This is a genomic window from Limnohabitans sp. MORI2 (genome assembly GCF_027925025.1).
Lineage (GTDB): Bacteria > Pseudomonadota > Gammaproteobacteria > Burkholderiales > Burkholderiaceae_C > Limnohabitans.
This window is the reverse complement of the sequence record NZ_AP027058.1, coordinates 1,798,788-1,814,712: the sequence shown is the minus strand read 5'-3', so window position 1 is coordinate 1,814,712 and position 15,925 is coordinate 1,798,788. Positions and strand designations below refer to the sequence as shown.

Here is a 15,925-nt window from a genome sequence, read left to right as displayed (position 1 = left end):
ATCATGTCACAAACCCTGCAAGCTTCTACATTGTTGGCAGTGCCATTGGCACCGCTGGTGGGCTCGGCTTTGGCTGGTATTTTTGGTACGCGCTTTGGCGGTAACAAAATTGGCCGCGGCTTGACCCACTCACTCACCATCCTGGGCGTGTTCATCGCCTTCGTGTTGTCTGCCATGACGCTGCAAAGCGTGGCCTTGGACGGCGCGCGTTTCAACGAAACCCTCTACACCTGGATGGTGGTGGGCGATCTCAAAATGGAAATCGGCTTCATGGTCGATGGGCTGACGGCGATGATGATGTGCGTCGTGACCTTTGTGTCATTGATGGTTCACCTCTACACCATTGGCTACATGGAAGAAGACGAAGGCTACAACCGCTTCTTCTCATACATCTCTTTGTTCACCTTCTCTATGTTGATGCTCGTCATGAGCAACAACATGCTCCAACTGTTCTTCGGTTGGGAAGCTGTGGGCTTGGTGTCTTACCTGTTGATCGGTTTCTGGTTCAACAAACCCACCGCGATCTTCGCGAACATGAAAGCCTTCTTGGTCAACCGCGTGGGTGACTTCGGTTTCATCTTGGGTATCGGTTTGATCGCGGCCTACGGCGGCACGTTGAACTACACCGAAGCGTTTGCCAAAGCTGCTGAACTGGGCGCACTCACATTCCCTGGCACCGACTGGATGCTGGTGACGGTGATTTGTATCTGCTTGTTCATCGGCGCGATGGGCAAGTCGGCTCAGTTCCCACTGCACGTGTGGTTGCCTGACTCGATGGAAGGTCCAACTCCGATCTCTGCGTTGATTCACGCAGCGACCATGGTGACCGCTGGTATCTTCATGGTCACCCGCATGTCGCCATTGTTTGAGTTGTCAGACACTGCGCTGAACTTCATCTTGGTGATCGGTGCCATCACAGCCTTGTTCATGGGTTTCTTGGGCCTGATCCAAAACGACATCAAGCGCGTGGTGGCTTATTCCACACTGTCTCAACTCGGTTACATGACGGTGGCCTTGGGCGCATCGGCTTACTCTGTGGCCGTGTTCCACTTGATGACCCACGCGTTCTTCAAAGCGCTGCTGTTCCTTGGTGCCGGTTCCGTCATCATGGGTATGCACCACAACCAAGACATCCGCTGGATGGGCGGCGTGCGCAAGTACATGCCCATCACTTGGATCACATCCTTGTTGGGTTCGCTGGCTTTGATCGGTACACCGTTCTTCTCTGGCTTCTATTCCAAAGACAGCATCATTGAAGCTGTGGCTGAAAGCACCTTGCCTGGTGCTGGCTTTGCCCACTTCGCAGTGTTGGCCGGTGTGTTTGTGACAGCGTTCTACTCGTTCCGCATGTATTTCCTCGTGTTCCACGGCGAAGAGCGTTACGACCAAAACCCTGATGCGCATCACGATGACCACCACGCACATGACGACCATCATGGCGATCATGGTCACGACCACGGTCCACATGAGTCCCCATGGGTGGTGACGGTGCCTTTGGTCTTGCTCGCCATTCCTTCTGTGCTGATTGGTTTCTACACCATCGACCCACTGTTGTTTGGTGAGTTCTTCAGCGATGCCATCTTCATCAACGCTGACAAGCATCCTGTGATGCACGAGTTGTCACACGAGTACCACGGCGCTGTGGCCATGGCCATGCACGCCTTCAACACAGCCCCATTCTGGTTGGCTCTGGCTGGTGTGGTGACGTCTTACTACATGTACATGATCAACCCAGCTGTGCCTGCGGCGATCAAACGTGCGTTCAACCCCATCTATGTTTTGTTTGAGAACAAGTACTACATGGATTGGTTCAACGAAAACGTGTTGGCCCGTGGTGCTCGCGCTTTGGGTACCGGTTTGTGGAAGGGCGGCGACCAAACCATCATCGAAGGTGGTGTGGTAAACGCTTCTTGGAAATTGGTGGGTTGCGTGTCCTCACTGACACGTCAGTTGCAAACTGGCTACCTCTACCACTACGCCTTGGCCATGATCCTGGGTGTGTTCTTGCTGATGACTTGGTTCGTCTGGCTCAAATAAGGAGAATAAAAAATGGGTTTATTGAGCCTTGCCATTTGGACACCCATTGTGTTTGGTGTCATCTTGCTCGCCTTTGGGCGTGACGAACATGCAAAGGTTGTGCGTTGGATCGCGTTGATCGGTTCTGTGGTCAGCTTGGCTGTCACATTGCCTTTGTTCAACAACTTCGATGTCTCTACGTCAGCGCTGCAATTTGTTGAAAAGTCGATGTGGATCGAGCGCTTCAATGTGTTCTACCACCTCGGTGTGGACGGTTTGTCCTTGTGGTTCGTGTTGTTGACGGCTTTCATCACCGTGATCGTTGTGATCGCTGGTTGGGAAGTGATCACCGAGCGTGTGAACCAATACATGGGCGCGTTCTTGATCTTGAGCGGCTTGATGATCGGCGTGTTTGCCGCAGCTGACGGCATGCTGTTCTATGTGTTCTTTGAAGCCACGCTGATTCCGATGTACCTCATCATCGGTGTGTGGGGTGGTCCTAACAAAATCTACGCTGCGTTCAAGTTCTTCTTGTACACGCTGTTGGGTTCTTTGTTGATGTTGATCGCCTTGATCTATCTGTACACCCAATCCGGTGGCAGCTTTGACTTGGCCACTTGGCACAAACTGCCATTGCCAATGTCTGCACAAACCTTGTTGTTCTTTGCCTTCTTCGCTGCCTTTGCGGTGAAGGTGCCCATGTGGCCAGTGCACACATGGTTGCCAGACGTGCACGTGGAAGCGCCTACCGGTGGCTCTGCAGTGCTGGCCGCGATCATGTTGAAGCTCGGTGCTTATGGCTTCTTGCGCTTCTCCATGCCCATCGCACCTGATGCTGCACATGAATACGCATGGCTCATGATTGCTCTGTCGCTCGTGGCTGTGGTCTACGTGGGCTTGGTGGCCATGGTGCAAGAAGACATGAAAAAGCTGGTGGCTTATTCATCAGTCGCTCACATGGGCTTCGTGACCTTGGGCTTCTTCATCTTCAACGACATCGGTGTGTCTGGTGCGGTGGTGCAAATGATTGCCCACGGCTTTGTATCTGCCGCCATGTTCTTGTCGATTGGCGTGTTGTACGACCGCGTGCACTCACGTGAAATCGCTGCTTACGGTGGCGTGGTCAACACTATGCCCAAGTTCGCTGCTTTTGCTTTGTTGTTTGGTATGGCCAATTGCGGCTTGCCAGGTACGGCAGGTTTCGTGGGCGAGTGGATGGTCATCTTGGGTGCGATCAAGTACAACTTCTGGGTGGGCTTTGCAGCCGCCTCAGCCTTGATCTTCGGCGCGGCTTACACCTTGTGGATGATCAAGCGCGTGTACCTCGGCCCCGTCGGCAATGACCACGTGAAAGAGTTGGACGACATCAACAGCCGCGAGTTCTTGATGATGGCCTTGTTGGCAATCGCTGTGTTGGCCATGGGTATCTTCCCCAAGCCATTCACCGATGTGATGGATGTGTCTGTGGCTGACTTGCTCAAGCACGTGGCCATCTCCAAATTGCCCCAATAAAGAGGGATTGAAAAATGTTTGAAAAACTGAGCATCGCTGCGGTTTATCCCGAAATGGTGTTGGCTGTCATGGCCATCGTCATTGCGATGGTGGACTTGTTCGTCAAGTGCCCACGTCGCACCACCACGTATGCCTTGTCGCTCCTCACCATTGGTGTGGTCGCGTACATGGAAGCTGTCTCTGCAACACAAGGTCAAACGGTCTATAGCTTTGGCAACATGGTCGTCTCTGACGCCATGGGCAGCTGGCTCAAGTGCTTCTCGGCTTTGGCTGTGATGGTCACTTTGGTCTATGGCCGTCCTTATGCGGCTGAGCGCGACATGTTGCGCGGTGGTGAGTTATTCACCTTGGGTTTGTTTGCTTTGCTGGGCATGTTCGTCATGATCTCGGGCAACAACTTCCTCGTTTTGTACCTCGGCTTGGAATTGCTGACTTTGTCTAGCTACGCCATGGTGGCCTTGCGCCGCGACAGCGCTGTGGCCAGCGAAGCTGCGATGAAATACTTTGTGTTGGGCGCGATGGCCAGCGGCTTCTTGCTCTATGGCTTGTCCATGTTGTACGGCGCTACAGGTTCACTGGACATCAGCACCGTGTTCAAGGCTGTGGCCTCTGGCCAAATCAAGCACCAAGTGTTGGTGTTGGGCTTGGTCTTCGTGGTCTGCGGCTTGGCATTCAAATTCGGTGTGGTGCCATTCCACATGTGGATCCCTGATGTGTACCAAGGTGCACCTACAGCCATCACCTTGATGATTGGTGGCGCACCTAAGTTGGCCGCATTTGCCATGACCATCCGTTTGTTGGTGGAGGGCTTGTTGCCCTTGGCCGTGGACTGGCAGCAAATGTTGATGGTCTTGGCTGTCGCTTCGTTGTTGATTGGTAACTTGGCTGCCGTGGCGCAAAACAACCTCAAGCGCATGTTGGCTTTCTCGACCATCGCCCAAATGGGTTTTGTGTTGATCGGTTTGCTCTCGGGTGTGGTCAACGGCAACACCGCTGCCGCTGCCAATGCCTACAGCTCATCCATGTTCTACGTCATCACCTACGTGATGACTACCTTGGCCACCTTCGGCATCATCTTGTTGTTGGCGCGTGAAGGCTTTGAGAGTGAAGAAATTGCTGACCTTGCTGGTTTGAACCAACGCAGCCCGCTGTACGCAGGTGTGATGGCCGCGTGTATGTTCTCGCTGGCAGGCGTGCCTCCGCTGGTCGGCTTCTACGCCAAACTGTCGGTGTTGCAAGCCTTGATCGCTTCTGGTCAAACAGGCGCAATTGCTTTGGCCATCTTCGCTGTGATGATGTCGTTGATTGGCGCGTTCTACTACTTGCGCATCGTCAAGGTCATGTACTTTGACGCTCCCATCACGGCCACCACCGTGTCTGCAGGTAACGATGTGCGCGTGGTTTTGAGCCTCAACGGTGCCTTGATTCTGATCTTGGGTATCTTGCCCGGTGGCTTGATGGCCTTGTGCGCCAAAGCCATCGTGACCACGCTGGGTACTTAAGCCCTTGCGAACTTTACAAAGCCAGCTTTCGAGCTGGCTTTTTTCATGATGACTATGAACCCCACTTCTGATGACCATTTGGTCGAGCACACGCTAGACCATGTTGAGCTGCTCAAAGGCCACTTCTTGCACGCCTTTCGAGACACCGTGCGCTTGCCCAGCGGCGACACGGCGACGCGCGAATTTGTGATTCATCCGGGCGCGGTGATGATCATTGCCATGCATGACGATGGCCGTTTGGTGATGGAGCGCCAATACCGCTACCCAGTGCAACAGGTGATGATTGAGTTTCCTGCGGGCAAGCTTGATCCCGGTGAGGATCGATTGGCATGTGCCCAGCGTGAATTGCTAGAAGAAACAGGCTACCGCGCCACTGAATGGGCGCATGCGGGTGTGTTGCACCCTGTCATCAGCTATTCCACCGAGTTCATCGACATTTGGTTTGCGCGTGGCTTGACGCAAGGCGAACGTCATTTAGACGAGGGCGAATTCTTGGATGTGTTCGATGCCAGCGCGGACGAGTTGTTGGCGTGGTCGCGCGATGGTCAACTGACCGATGCCAAAACCCTGACGGGTTTGCTGTGGTTGCAAAACTACCTGAGTGGTGCGTGGCCACTGCAATGGCAACGCGTCTGAGGCAAGCTACGGGATAATTCGAAGCATGAAAGTGTTAGACCTTCAGTGTAGTCACAGCCATGTGTTTGAAGGCTGGTTTGGTTCCGAAGAGGACTTCCAAAGCCAGCTCACGCGTGGGCTGCTCACATGCCCGATGTGCGGTGATGCGAGCGTGAGCAAAAAGCTCAGCGCCCCACGTTTGAACTTGCACACGGCGCGTGGTGAGCGCGATGCATCTCAAGCCCACGCCGCGTCTTCAAACGGCACGGCCTCAACACCACTGTCAACAACTGACACGACAAGCGATGCTGCAGCGCTCAGTACAGCTGCGCCCGCATTGCCGAGCTTGCAAGAGGTGGCGAACTTAGAGCCGGCGCAGCTCCAAGCTGCTTTGCTCAAAATGGTGCGCCATGTTGTCGCCAACACCGAAGATGTGGGCGACAGCTTTCCCGAGGAAGCCCGCAAGATGCACTACGGCGAAACGGAGGCGCGCAATATTCGCGGCCATGCGACGCCCGAAGAAACTGAAGAATTGATGGACGAAGGCATTGCCGTCATGCCTTTGCCACTGCCTGACGCGCTCAAAGAGCCGCTGCAGTAAACCGCTTAACCGTGGCCAGTGTTTGTGCCAAGGCATCGGGTGCATCACACGCAATGACGATGCGTTCATCCATGCCACGCAACCACGTGAGTTGGCGCTTAGCCAGCTGGCGCGTGGCGGCCACACCGAGTTCGTGTAGCTGCGGCAAGATGCTTTGAGGCGATGCGCCTGTTGCCTCAGCCGCATCAAGTAACTCCCACGCTTGGCGATAGCCCACGCAACGAATGCTGGGTAACTCGATGTGCAAGTCACCTCGTGCACGCAGGGATTGCACTTCATCTAAGAAGCCTCCCGCCAGCATGAGCTCAAAGCGCAGCGCGATGCGTTGGTGCAACCATGCGCGGTCAAGGGGCTCTAGTGACAGCAAGGGCATGTTCAACGCGGGTTGTGCAGCACGCGTGGCTTCACCTTCCGCAAACCATTGCGACAACGCTTTGCCACTCACGCGCCACACCTCAAGGGCGCGTGAGATGCGCTGTGCATCGTTAGGTGCCAAGCGTGCAGCGGTGATTGCGTCGACCTTCGCTAGCTCAGCGTGCATGGCTGGCCAACCCACAGTGAGGGCTTGCTGTTCAATCTCTGCACGCAGTTCGGGTTGTGCGGTGGGCAAGTCGTCAATGCCATCGCGCAAAGCTTTGAGGTAGAGCATGGTGCCACCCACCAGCAGTGGCAGTTTGCCGCGTGCGTGAATGTCGGCTATCAGCGTCGTGGCATCGCGCGCAAATTCGGCTGCGCTGTAGGCGTGCAGTGGGTCGCGAATGTCAATCAAGTGGTGCGGGACTTGTGCCAGTTCGTCAGCGGTCGGTTTGGCCGTGCCAATGTCCATGCCGCGATACACCAAGGCCGAGTCCACACTGATGATTTCTACGGGCCAGTGTTGCGCGATGGCCAATGCCGCAGCTGTCTTGCCGCTGGCTGTGGGGCCGACCAAGGCGATGGCGTCAACGGACCAGCGCTGCGGTTGATGTACCTCGTTAGACACGCGCACCTCCACGGCGCAACACCAACAACCAAGCAGACAAGGCCGTCAACACGGACCAAAATGCAATGCTTTGCGCCATCGGCATAGATGAGCCATCTTTCGCACCACCCAGCCACACTCCCGTGACAAAGGCTGCCACCATCATCAAAAACCCACCCAAGGCCGAGGCTGCGCCTGCCGCTTTGGGGAAGGGGCCAACAGCGCCACTTTGTCCGCAAGGCTGATGAATGCCATGCGCCAAGATGAACAAATAAAACGGCCCCATCAAACCAATCCAAGTTTCCCAGCCCGACCAGGCTGCCAGCAAAAGCCCGCAGCCGCCTAGCAAGCTCAAAGTGCCGCCTATGGCGACGGTCCGGTGTACGCCAACACGCACCAACCAACGTCGACACAATAAAGTGCCCAAGATGTACGTGAAGGCCATCGAAAACAACAGCAAGCCGTATTGCCAACGCGTCAAACCAATCAGACCAATGAACACGAAAGAGGAGGATGCCAAGAAGGTAAAGAGGCCCCCATAAGACGCGGTAGACACGGCTGTGAATGCCACAAACGTGGGGTCACGCACAATGTGCCACCAAGTTTTTGCGAGCACCTTCACCTGCAAGGCATTTGGATTTTTGCGGTGCACGGTTTCTTTGAAAGTGAGAAACACCAACCCAAGCGCGAAAGCGCCAGAACCCATCACCGTCGCCAACGCTGCATGCCAACTGAACAAGTCGGTGAGCAAGCCACCCAAGGGGGCGCTGATGCAGGCCAATAAACCCAAACCTGTGAAGGCTTTGGACATGACCCTCGCGCCGGTTTCAGGGGTGTAAAGGTCTCGCACGATGGCGCGTGCACACATCACCACAGCGCCCATGGCGGCACCTTGCAAGGCACGCCAAACAATCAACTCGTTCATACTGCTTGCCAGCACGCAACCCAAGCCGGCGAGGGTGAAAGTGCTGAGACCCCACAACAAAATAGGTCGGCGGCCAAAGCGGTCTGACAGGGGGCCCCATGCCAGCTGAGATGTGCCAAAGGCCAACAGCAAAGCGCTGAGAGTGAGCTGCACTTGAGACAGCTCCGCACCAAACTCTGCTCGGATGGCAGGCAAGGCAGGCAGATACAAATCGGTGGTCACAGGTTGAATGCCCATGAGCATCGACAACAACACGATGATGAGTGTGTGTGACATCAGCGGCCGCGCAAAAACAGCGCGTCGAGTTCACGCATCGACAGTTGTCGCCAGGTGGGGCGACCGTGGTTGCATTGATCAGAGCGTTCGGTGATTTCCATTTGACGCAGTAGGGCGTTCATCTCATCGAGTGTGAGCTTGCGGTTTGCACGCACTGCGCCGTGGCAGGCCATGGTGGCTAGAAGCTCGTTGCGCGCGCGTTGCACCACGGTGCTGGCATCGTGCTGACTCAACTCCGCCAAGACGCTGCGTGCCAACGCCACCGCATCGCCTTGCGCCAAGGTGCTGGGCACCGCACGCACGGCGAGCGTTTTGCTGGAGAGCGAAGAGATTTCTAAACCAAGCTCTTGAAGTGCATCAGCACAAGCTTCGGTGGTGGCCACCTCTTGCGCGGTGGCAGGGAAGGTGGCGGGAATCAAGAGCGGTTGGCTGCTGATGCGCTGCGCATCAATTTGTGTTTTGAGCTGCTCGTAGACGATGCGCTCGTGTGCGGCGTGCATATCGACCAGCACCAAGCCTTGCGCGTTCTCGGCCAAGATGTACACACCATGCAGCTGCGCAATGGCTTTGCCGAGCGGCCATGTTTCGGGGTCGGCCTCTTGTAGTGATGAGGTGGGTGTGTAGGCTGCGCTGAAAGCGCTGGGTGGGAAGCTTTGTGCGCCTTGTTCTTCAGCGGGCAAAGCTGTGCGTGGTGTGGATTGCCAGAGGGCACCTACATCCGCCACACGCGTGCCAGCCAAAGGCATCGGCGCTTGCTGCCAATGGGCGTTGGGCCAACTGGGTGATGTTGGTGTACCCAAAGCCGTTGTGCCGCTAGCAGTGCCACCCAATCCAAATGTCCCTGCCATTGGCAGTTCGTGGCTTTGCAGTGCGTTGGCCATCAGCATATTGGCGCGTGGCACAGCCAAAGCGTTTTCTACCGCGTGACGCACCGCTTGGTGCACTTCGCGTCCATCGCGAAAACGTACTTCAATTTTGGTGGGGTGCACGTTCACGTCCACGCGCGTGGGATCAATCTCGACATACAGCGCATAGATGGGTTGGCGGTGGCCGTGCAGCACATCTTCATAGGCGCTGCGTGCGGCGTGCGTGATGACTTTGTCACGCACATAGCGGCCATTCACATAGGCGAACTGGTGGTCGGCACGTGAGCGTGCGGCGTCTGGAATGCCAGCGCGTCCCACCACGGTCACGTTGCCCGATTGGTAGTGCACGGCGACTGAATTTTCTAAAAAGTCGTCGCCCAACACATCGGCTAAGCGGCGGTCTAGTGCGGCTTGGTATTGGGCATTCAAGTCTTCACCCGATGTGGCGTCAATGGTTTGCGCACGCCACTGCTCGACCAACTTGCCTTCGTGCCAAATGGCAAAGCCCACCTCGGGGCGGGTGAGGGCGTGGCGACGCACGGCTTCGACGCAGTGGGCCAGCTCGGTGTTGTCAGTCTTTAAAAATTTACGGCGTGCGGGCGTGCTGTAAAACAGCTCTTTCACTTCCACGGTCGTGCCTTGTGCACGTGCCGCAGGTTGCAGCTCACCGCTGCGGCCGTCCAGAAGCATGGCGCTGTCTTGTGTGGCGGTGCGCGACAACACCGACAACTCAGACACCGATTGAATCGCCGCCAATGCCTCGCCGCGAAAGCCCATCGTGCCCACGGACTCCAACTCGTTCAAGTTGGTGATCTTGCTGGTGGCATGGCGCTTCAAAGCGACGGGTAATTCGCTGGCGGGAATGCCTACGCCGTTGTCTTCCACGCTGATGAGGCGTACACCACCTGCTAACAAGCGCAGGGTGATTTGAGTTGCGCCCGCATCAAGTGCGTTGTCCACCAGTTCGCGCACCACGGAGGCGGGGCGTTCGACCACCTCGCCAGCGGCGATTTGGCTGATCAGTTCATCGGGGAGTTCGCGAATGGCGCGTGGGGGTTGGGTCGCAGGGTGCACGGTTCCATTTTAGAGGCAGGGGATAATCCTGCTTATGGAACTTATGACCTTCTTGATCGACTTCATCCTCCACGTAGACCGCTATTTGGAAGCCTTTGTGCAAGCCAATGGCACATGGGTGTACGCCTTGCTATTTCTCATCATTTTTGTGGAGACCGGTTTGGTGGTGATGCCGTTCTTGCCTGGCGATTCGTTGCTGTTTGTGGTGGGCGCCATGTGCGGTGTGGGTTTGATGGATTACGGCTTGTCTGTTGCCTTGTTGCTGAGCGCTGCGGTGGCGGGTAATCAAACCAACTACACGATTGGCCGCTTCTTTGGGCCCAAAGTGTTTGCGTGGGAAGACTCCAAGTTTTTCAACCGCCGTGCTTTTGACCAAGCCCATGCGTTTTACGAGCGCTACGGCGGTGTGACCTTGATCGCCGCCCGTTTCATGCCCTTTGTGCGGACCTTTGCGCCCTTTGTGGCAGGTGTGGCGCAGATGACGCGTCGCAAGTTCACTTTCTTTGACGTGACGGGTGGTGCGTTGTGGGTAGGCGGCATCGTGACCGCAGGCTACTTCTTTGGCAACATTCCGTGGGTCAAAACCCATTTGGACAAAATCATTTGGGCGATGATTTTTATTCCGGGTTCTTTGGCCATTTATGGTTCTTGGAAAGCCTCGCGTGCCTCACAAGCCAATGTCGAGCCGCCTGCTGCGCAATAACGCGTCCCACGAAGTTTGTAATTAAGCCAAGCGAGGCGGTTTAAAACCCTTGTTCTGCACGGCGCATGTCCCGCAGCATGAACAAGTACAAGCTCTCCACCTTGTCGCGCGCCCATGGTGTTTTACGCAAAAACTTCAGACTTGAGCCCACGCTCGGGTCATGCGTGAAGCAGCGGATGTTGATGCGTGCGCCCAACTCTTCCCAACCAAAGTAATCAGCCAGTTCGGTGACGATAGCCTCTAAGGTTTTGCCATGCAAAGGGTTGCGTGGCTGCGTGTTGGCGTCGTTCATGTTTAAGTGTTGCGTGTTTTGGCCAGCGGCGGGTTGCGTGAGAAGTAGCGCTCAATGCCCTTCATCAGCGCATCGGCCAAATCGTTTTGGTATTGCGGGCTGACCAAGCGGCGCTCTTCTTCGGGATTGCTGATGAAGGCTGTTTCTACCAGCACGCTGGGGATGTCGGGCGCTTTGAGCACGGCAAAACCCGCTTGCTCCACGCGGCCCTTGTGCAGTTTGCCGATGTGTTTGATTTGCCCGAGCATCGCACTGCCGAGCTTGAGGCTGTCTTTGATTTGCGCGGTGGTGCTCATGTCGAGCAAGGCGCGTTGAACGGCGGCGTCTTGGCTCTTGATGTTCAAGCCGCCAATCAAGTCGGCACGGTTTTCCTGCTTTGCCATCCACTTAGCAGCCGCGCTCGATGCTGCGCCATCGCTCAAGGCAAACACGCTGGCACCTTTGGCATTAGGCGTTTGAAACGCATCGGCATGGATGCTGATGAACAAATCGGCTTGCACCTTGCGGGCTTTTTCGACGCGCTGTTGCAGTGGCACAAAGTAATCGGCATCGCGTGTGAGGTAAGCCCGCATAGGCAAACTGCCATGCTTGGTTTTGATGACGGTTTTGTTGATGCGGTCGCGCAAACGGTGTGCAATTTTCAACACCACATCTTTTTCGCGCGTGCCACTGGGCCCAGAGGCGCCGGGGTCTTCTCCGCCATGACCTGGGTCCAGCGCGACGATGATGAAACGCTCTGCGTCGGGTTGAGATGCCACCGAAGCTGCTGTGGTGATAGGGGCTGAAGCCGCAGAGGCAGCCGCTGAAGCTGGTTCAGAGGGGGCGTTGGGTTTAGCCATCAAGTCGTCCACAGGGTCGGCATGTGTGCCGAGCTTCGATGCGGGGGGCGGCGTTGGCGTGGCCGTCATCGATGGCGCGTTGTAGGTCGTGCCGCCTTTGAGCTTGTCGACAATCAAGGCTTCGAGAGGGTCGGCCACTTCAGAAGGGTAAAGGTCGAGCACCAAGCGGTGTTGGTATTGCGTGTTACCGGTCTTCACGGGCTGCAAGTTGAACACTTGCGGCTTGACCATGCGGCGCAAGTCCAGCACCAAGCGCACGGTTTTGTTAGCGTACTGGCCCACGCGCACGCCCGTGATGTAGGGGTCGTCCGAGCGCACTTTGCCCACGAGTTCTTTGAGGGCGGGGTTGAGCTCAATGCCTTCAATGTCCACCGCCAAGCGCGGTGGGTTGGCCACAAAGATGGGCACTGTTTTGAGTGCGGTGTCGCTTTCAATCGTCACGCGTGTGTAGGCTGCAGCGGGCCACACGCGCACAGCCACGATGCTGGCACCCCAAGCGATGTCGGCATTGCCCAGCAACAACGCGAGCGAGCCGCCTTGCAAAAGGCGACGACGCTGAATGCCTGTGTGCTGCGTCATGCCAGCAGCTCCTGCCCGCGCGGGGTGAGGGCGCTGATGCGCACTTGGCGTTGCTCGGTGTCGTCTACTTGGATGTCGAGTTCAAGGTCGGGCGTGGGCATCACGCCTGCGGCGTTTTGCGGCCATTCGCACAGCTTCAAGCCTGTGCTTGCAAAGATGTCGCGAAAACCAGCGTCTTCCCACTCGCGTGGGTCGCTGAAGCGGTAGAAGTCGAAGTGCCACACGTCGCCTGCTGTCACCATGTAAGGCTCGACCACGGCATAGGTGGGGCTTTTGATGCGGCCCTCAACGCCCAAGGCACGCAACAGGTGGCGCACGAAGGTGGTTTTGCCCGCGCCCAAATCGCCGTGCAAGGCGATGCAAGCATTCAGGTCGGCGCGTGTCAATGCGGCAGCCAGCTGCGTGGCAAACGCAGCGGTGGCGGCTTCATCGGGCCAAACCAGAGTTTTTACAATGGGCAAATTATTCAAAGGTGTCCGTTGTCAATCGATTACAAATTGTTGCTCACGCAAATTCAGGCTTTAGGACAAACACTGGGATTTTCGCAAATTGCGGTGGCCCCTTTGGATTTGTCCTCGGCCGAGCCACATTTGCAACATTGGCTGGCCCAAAACTTCCACGGCAGCATGGACTACATGGCTCGCCACGGCATGAAACGCGCGCGACCTGCTGAGCTGGTGCCTGGCACCTTGAGCGTGCTGACCGCCCGCATGAACTACTTGCCGCGTGACACCACCGAGGGCTGGCAAGAGGTGGAGTGGCAGCGCTTGCGCAACCCGCATGAGGCTGTGGTCTCGGTCTATGCCCGAGGGCGCGACTACCACAAAGTGCTGCGCAACCGGCTCGACACCTTGGCTCAGCAAATCGATGCCTTGTTGGTCGATACCCTGAAACCCGATGGCTTTGAATACCGCGCCTTCACCGATTCAGCCCCCGTGCTTGAGGCCGAGCTTGCCACGCGCAGCGGACAAGGCTGGCGCGGCAAGCACAGCTTGGTGCTCAACCGCGAAGCAGGCTCGATGTTTTTCTTGGGCGAGATTTTTTTGAACGTGGCTTTGCCCGCATCAGAACCCACCAGCGCTCACTGCGGCCAATGCACCGCATGCATCGACGTGTGCCCCACGCAAGCCATCGTGGCCGAAGGTTTGGTGGATGCACGCCGCTGCATTTCGTATTTAACGATTGAGCACGATGGCGCCATCGACGAAGCGCTGCGCCCTTTGATGGGCAACCACATCTATGGCTGCGACGACTGCCAGCTGATATGCCCATGGAACAAGTTTGCTCAGAGTTCAAGCTTGCCCGACTTCGATGTGCGTGCAGGCTTGGTGGGGCAGGGCATGGCGTGCTTGTTGGCGTGGACCGAAGAAGAGTTTTTGCGCTACACCGAGGGCAGCCCCATTCGTCGTATTGGTCATGTGCGCTGGCTGCGTAATTTGGCGGTGGCTTCGGGCAACGCGTTGCGTCAGGCGGACGATGCGTCGTTACGACACGCCTTGCAAGCACGTCTCATGCATCCGAGCGAGGTGGTGCGGGAGTGTGTGCAGTGGGCCTTGGTGCAAAGTTCGCAAAGTGTGCAAAGGTAATATCAAGTCATGGCATTTTTCACACGTTTGATCTTCGCGCTGATGGGCATGGCATTCGCCACTTTGTTTGCCATCGGTGTGTTGTGTTGGCTGACTTTGTATGTGGTGTTCGCTTGTTTGCGTTGGCTCGCAACGGGTCAAAAACCACAAGTGCTGTTGATGTGGCAGCAAATTCAAATCATGCGCAAAAGCATGCCATCGGGGCAGGGGGCTAGTTGGGCCAGCTGGTCACGCACCAGTGATGGCCAATGGCATGAAGCACATGGGCATACCCCAGCCAGCGGTCGCAACGCGGATGTCATAGAAGACGCCGTGGTGCGTGAAATCCATGACAAGCCTAGTTTGCCCAAAGGCTGAGCGATTTTTTTAGCGTGCGCTGGACTGGATAGACGTCAACGCACGATTTGCTTTCACCGCTTGCCCCAACTCAATCACCGCTAGGGCGTAGTAACTGCTCCAGTTGTATCGTGTCACCACATAAAAGTTATCGGTGCCCGCCACATAGCTGGGGGGCTCATCGCCATTGAACAACTCCACCAACGCCAGTTGTCCGTTGTGCTTTTGCGCTTGTTCGTCCAGTACCGCGCCTTTGGCAGTGAAGTTGCTCACGCTGAATGAGGGCAAGATGTCGGGCGCGAGCAAGGTGGGTTTATCCAAACGCGCTTCATCAAAGCTGACGGGGTAGTGCGTGGGCATGCCCGTTTGCCAACCAAAGGCTTTGAAGTAATTGGCCACCGAACCAATCGCGTCTACAGGGCTGTTGCGCAAATCGATGCGGCCATCGCCATCAAAGTCCACCGCAAATTTGGCAATGCTCGATGGCATGAACTGCGGCCAGCCCATGGCGCCTGCAAAACTGCCGGTGGCATTTGCATCGCCTTGCTTGTGCGCTTGCACCAAGAAGTGCCCCAGCTCTGATTTGAAAAACGCTTGTCGTTCAGCGGCGCGTGGGTGTGCGCTGGGGAAGTTGAGGGTGAGGGTGGTCAGCGCATCAAGCACGCGATAGTTGCCCATGTTTTGACCGTAAAAGGTTTCGACGCCGATGATGCCCACCACCATTTCGGCAGGAACACCATAGGTTTGCTCGGCGCGGGCTAAGGCGCTTTGGTAGGTTTGCCAAAACTGTGTGCCGGCCTCGATGCGGCGGCTTTCGATGAAACGCTCGCGGTAAGCGCGCCAGTTTTTGGCGGTAGGCACAGACGGCGGCATGACCATTTTGGGCACGCCTTTGAGGTGCTGGGCTTGGCTGATTTGTTCGCGTACCCATGTTTTGGGCAAGTCGTATTGTTGGGCCAGCTCATCGGCCAGGGCTAAGGCTGTTGTCGTTTTCCCAAAGGCCGGGCCTTTGGTCGATGCTTTGTGCGCAGCCACTTTGTGGGCGGCTGATTTGTGAGCTTTCGCATGCGGTTTGGTGGAGGCGGTCGCCGTCAATGCAGCCATTAGCAACAAGCCGGTGGTGATTTGACGTAACGCAAGAGTTGGCTGCAAAGCCATATGAAACGGGGCTGTATGTGTTTTCACGCAGGATTTGCAAGGGAAAAAGCAAGGCCTACATGGTAAGCTGACTTCAAGAAGATT

15 protein-coding genes are annotated in these 15,925 nt (G+C 56.4%); 8 read left to right on the top strand and 7 right to left on the bottom strand.

Annotated features, from left to right (window positions below; translation table 11 throughout):
* Positions 1-3 precede the first annotated feature (3 nt).
* The 5 genes from nuoL to QMG27_RS08600 are packed head-to-tail and all read left to right on the top strand — an operon-like array spanning position 4 to position 6,246.
* Positions 4-2,037 carry an NADH-quinone oxidoreductase subunit L gene (gene nuoL, locus QMG27_RS08620; RefSeq protein ID WP_281810652.1) on the top strand — a complete coding sequence of 678 codons (2,034 nt, stop codon included), beginning with the start codon at positions 4-6 and terminating at the stop codon, positions 2,035-2,037.
* A 12-nt stretch (positions 2,038-2,049) separates the two neighbouring features.
* A complete protein-coding gene (locus tag QMG27_RS08615) occupies positions 2,050-3,528 on the top strand; it encodes an NADH-quinone oxidoreductase subunit M (protein WP_281810651.1) in 1,479 nt (492 codons plus the stop codon).
* Between the two features lie 14 nt (positions 3,529-3,542).
* Positions 3,543-5,030, top strand: a complete 1,488-nt coding sequence (nuoN, locus tag QMG27_RS08610) for an NADH-quinone oxidoreductase subunit NuoN (RefSeq protein ID WP_281810650.1) — start codon at positions 3,543-3,545, stop codon at positions 5,028-5,030.
* Positions 5,031-5,078: 48 nt separating this feature from the next.
* A complete protein-coding gene (locus tag QMG27_RS08605) occupies positions 5,079-5,666 on the top strand; it encodes an NUDIX hydrolase (RefSeq protein WP_281814582.1) in 588 nt (195 codons plus the stop codon).
* 25 nt (positions 5,667-5,691) lie between these two features.
* Positions 5,692-6,246, top strand: coding sequence for a DUF1178 family protein (locus tag QMG27_RS08600; RefSeq protein WP_281810649.1), 555 nt, complete (start codon positions 5,692-5,694; stop codon positions 6,244-6,246).
* Here QMG27_RS08600 and miaA read toward each other — a convergent pair.
* The 3 genes from miaA to mutL are packed head-to-tail and all read right to left on the bottom strand — an operon-like array spanning position 6,227 to position 10,348.
* Positions 6,227-7,228 carry a tRNA (adenosine(37)-N6)-dimethylallyltransferase MiaA gene (miaA, locus tag QMG27_RS08595; protein WP_281810648.1) on the bottom strand — a complete coding sequence of 334 codons (1,002 nt, stop codon included), beginning with the start codon at positions 7,226-7,228 and terminating at the stop codon, positions 6,227-6,229. The two genes, QMG27_RS08600 and miaA, sit on opposite strands and share 20 nt — an antisense overlap.
* On the bottom strand, positions 7,221-8,408 hold the full coding sequence (locus tag QMG27_RS08590; protein WP_281810647.1) for a multidrug effflux MFS transporter: 1,188 nt from the start codon (positions 8,406-8,408) through the stop codon (positions 7,221-7,223). The genes miaA and QMG27_RS08590 overlap by 8 nt, the downstream gene beginning before the upstream one ends.
* Entirely contained in the window at positions 8,408-10,348 is a 1,941-nt protein-coding gene (gene mutL / locus QMG27_RS08585) for a DNA mismatch repair endonuclease MutL (protein WP_281810646.1), read from the bottom strand. The genes QMG27_RS08590 and mutL overlap by 1 nt, the downstream gene beginning before the upstream one ends.
* 34 nt (positions 10,349-10,382) lie before the next feature.
* Here mutL and QMG27_RS08580 point away from each other — a divergent pair, with 34 nt between their 5' ends.
* Positions 10,383-11,051: a DedA family protein gene (locus tag QMG27_RS08580; protein WP_281810645.1), complete on the top strand. Its 669-nt coding sequence runs from the start codon at positions 10,383-10,385 to the stop codon at positions 11,049-11,051.
* 40 nt (positions 11,052-11,091) lie between these two features.
* On the opposite strand, the gene QMG27_RS08575 is transcribed toward QMG27_RS08580, so the two are convergent.
* Genes QMG27_RS08575 through tsaE form a run of 3 tightly spaced genes read right to left on the bottom strand, consistent with a single transcriptional unit; the run spans position 11,092 to position 13,222 of the window.
* Positions 11,092-11,343, bottom strand: coding sequence for a VF530 family protein (locus tag QMG27_RS08575; RefSeq protein ID WP_281810644.1), 252 nt, complete (start codon positions 11,341-11,343; stop codon positions 11,092-11,094).
* Positions 11,344-11,345: 2 nt separating this feature from the next.
* Complete coding sequence (locus QMG27_RS08570; protein WP_281810643.1) at positions 11,346-12,761, bottom strand: N-acetylmuramoyl-L-alanine amidase; 1,416 nt, start codon at positions 12,759-12,761, stop codon at positions 11,346-11,348.
* Complete coding sequence (gene tsaE / locus QMG27_RS08565) at positions 12,758-13,222, bottom strand: tRNA (adenosine(37)-N6)-threonylcarbamoyltransferase complex ATPase subunit type 1 TsaE (RefSeq protein ID WP_281810642.1); 465 nt, start codon at positions 13,220-13,222, stop codon at positions 12,758-12,760. The genes QMG27_RS08570 and tsaE overlap by 4 nt, the downstream gene beginning before the upstream one ends.
* A 39-nt stretch (positions 13,223-13,261) precedes the next feature.
* Between tsaE and queG the strand changes: the two genes are divergently transcribed.
* Both queG and QMG27_RS08555 read left to right on the top strand, forming a co-directional pair.
* Positions 13,262-14,347 carry a tRNA epoxyqueuosine(34) reductase QueG gene (gene queG / locus QMG27_RS08560; RefSeq protein ID WP_281814580.1) on the top strand — a complete coding sequence of 362 codons (1,086 nt, stop codon included), beginning with the start codon at positions 13,262-13,264 and terminating at the stop codon, positions 14,345-14,347.
* A gap of 9 nt (positions 14,348-14,356) precedes the next feature.
* The gene (locus tag QMG27_RS08555) at positions 14,357-14,704 is read left to right on the top strand and encodes a hypothetical protein (RefSeq protein ID WP_281810641.1); all 348 of its coding nucleotides are present in this window, start codon (positions 14,357-14,359) and stop codon (positions 14,702-14,704) included.
* 9 nt (positions 14,705-14,713) lie between these two features.
* On the opposite strand, the gene mltB is transcribed toward QMG27_RS08555, so the two are convergent.
* Complete coding sequence (gene mltB, locus QMG27_RS08550; RefSeq protein WP_281810640.1) at positions 14,714-15,868, bottom strand: lytic murein transglycosylase B; 1,155 nt, start codon at positions 15,866-15,868, stop codon at positions 14,714-14,716.
* Positions 15,869-15,925 lie beyond the last annotated feature (57 nt).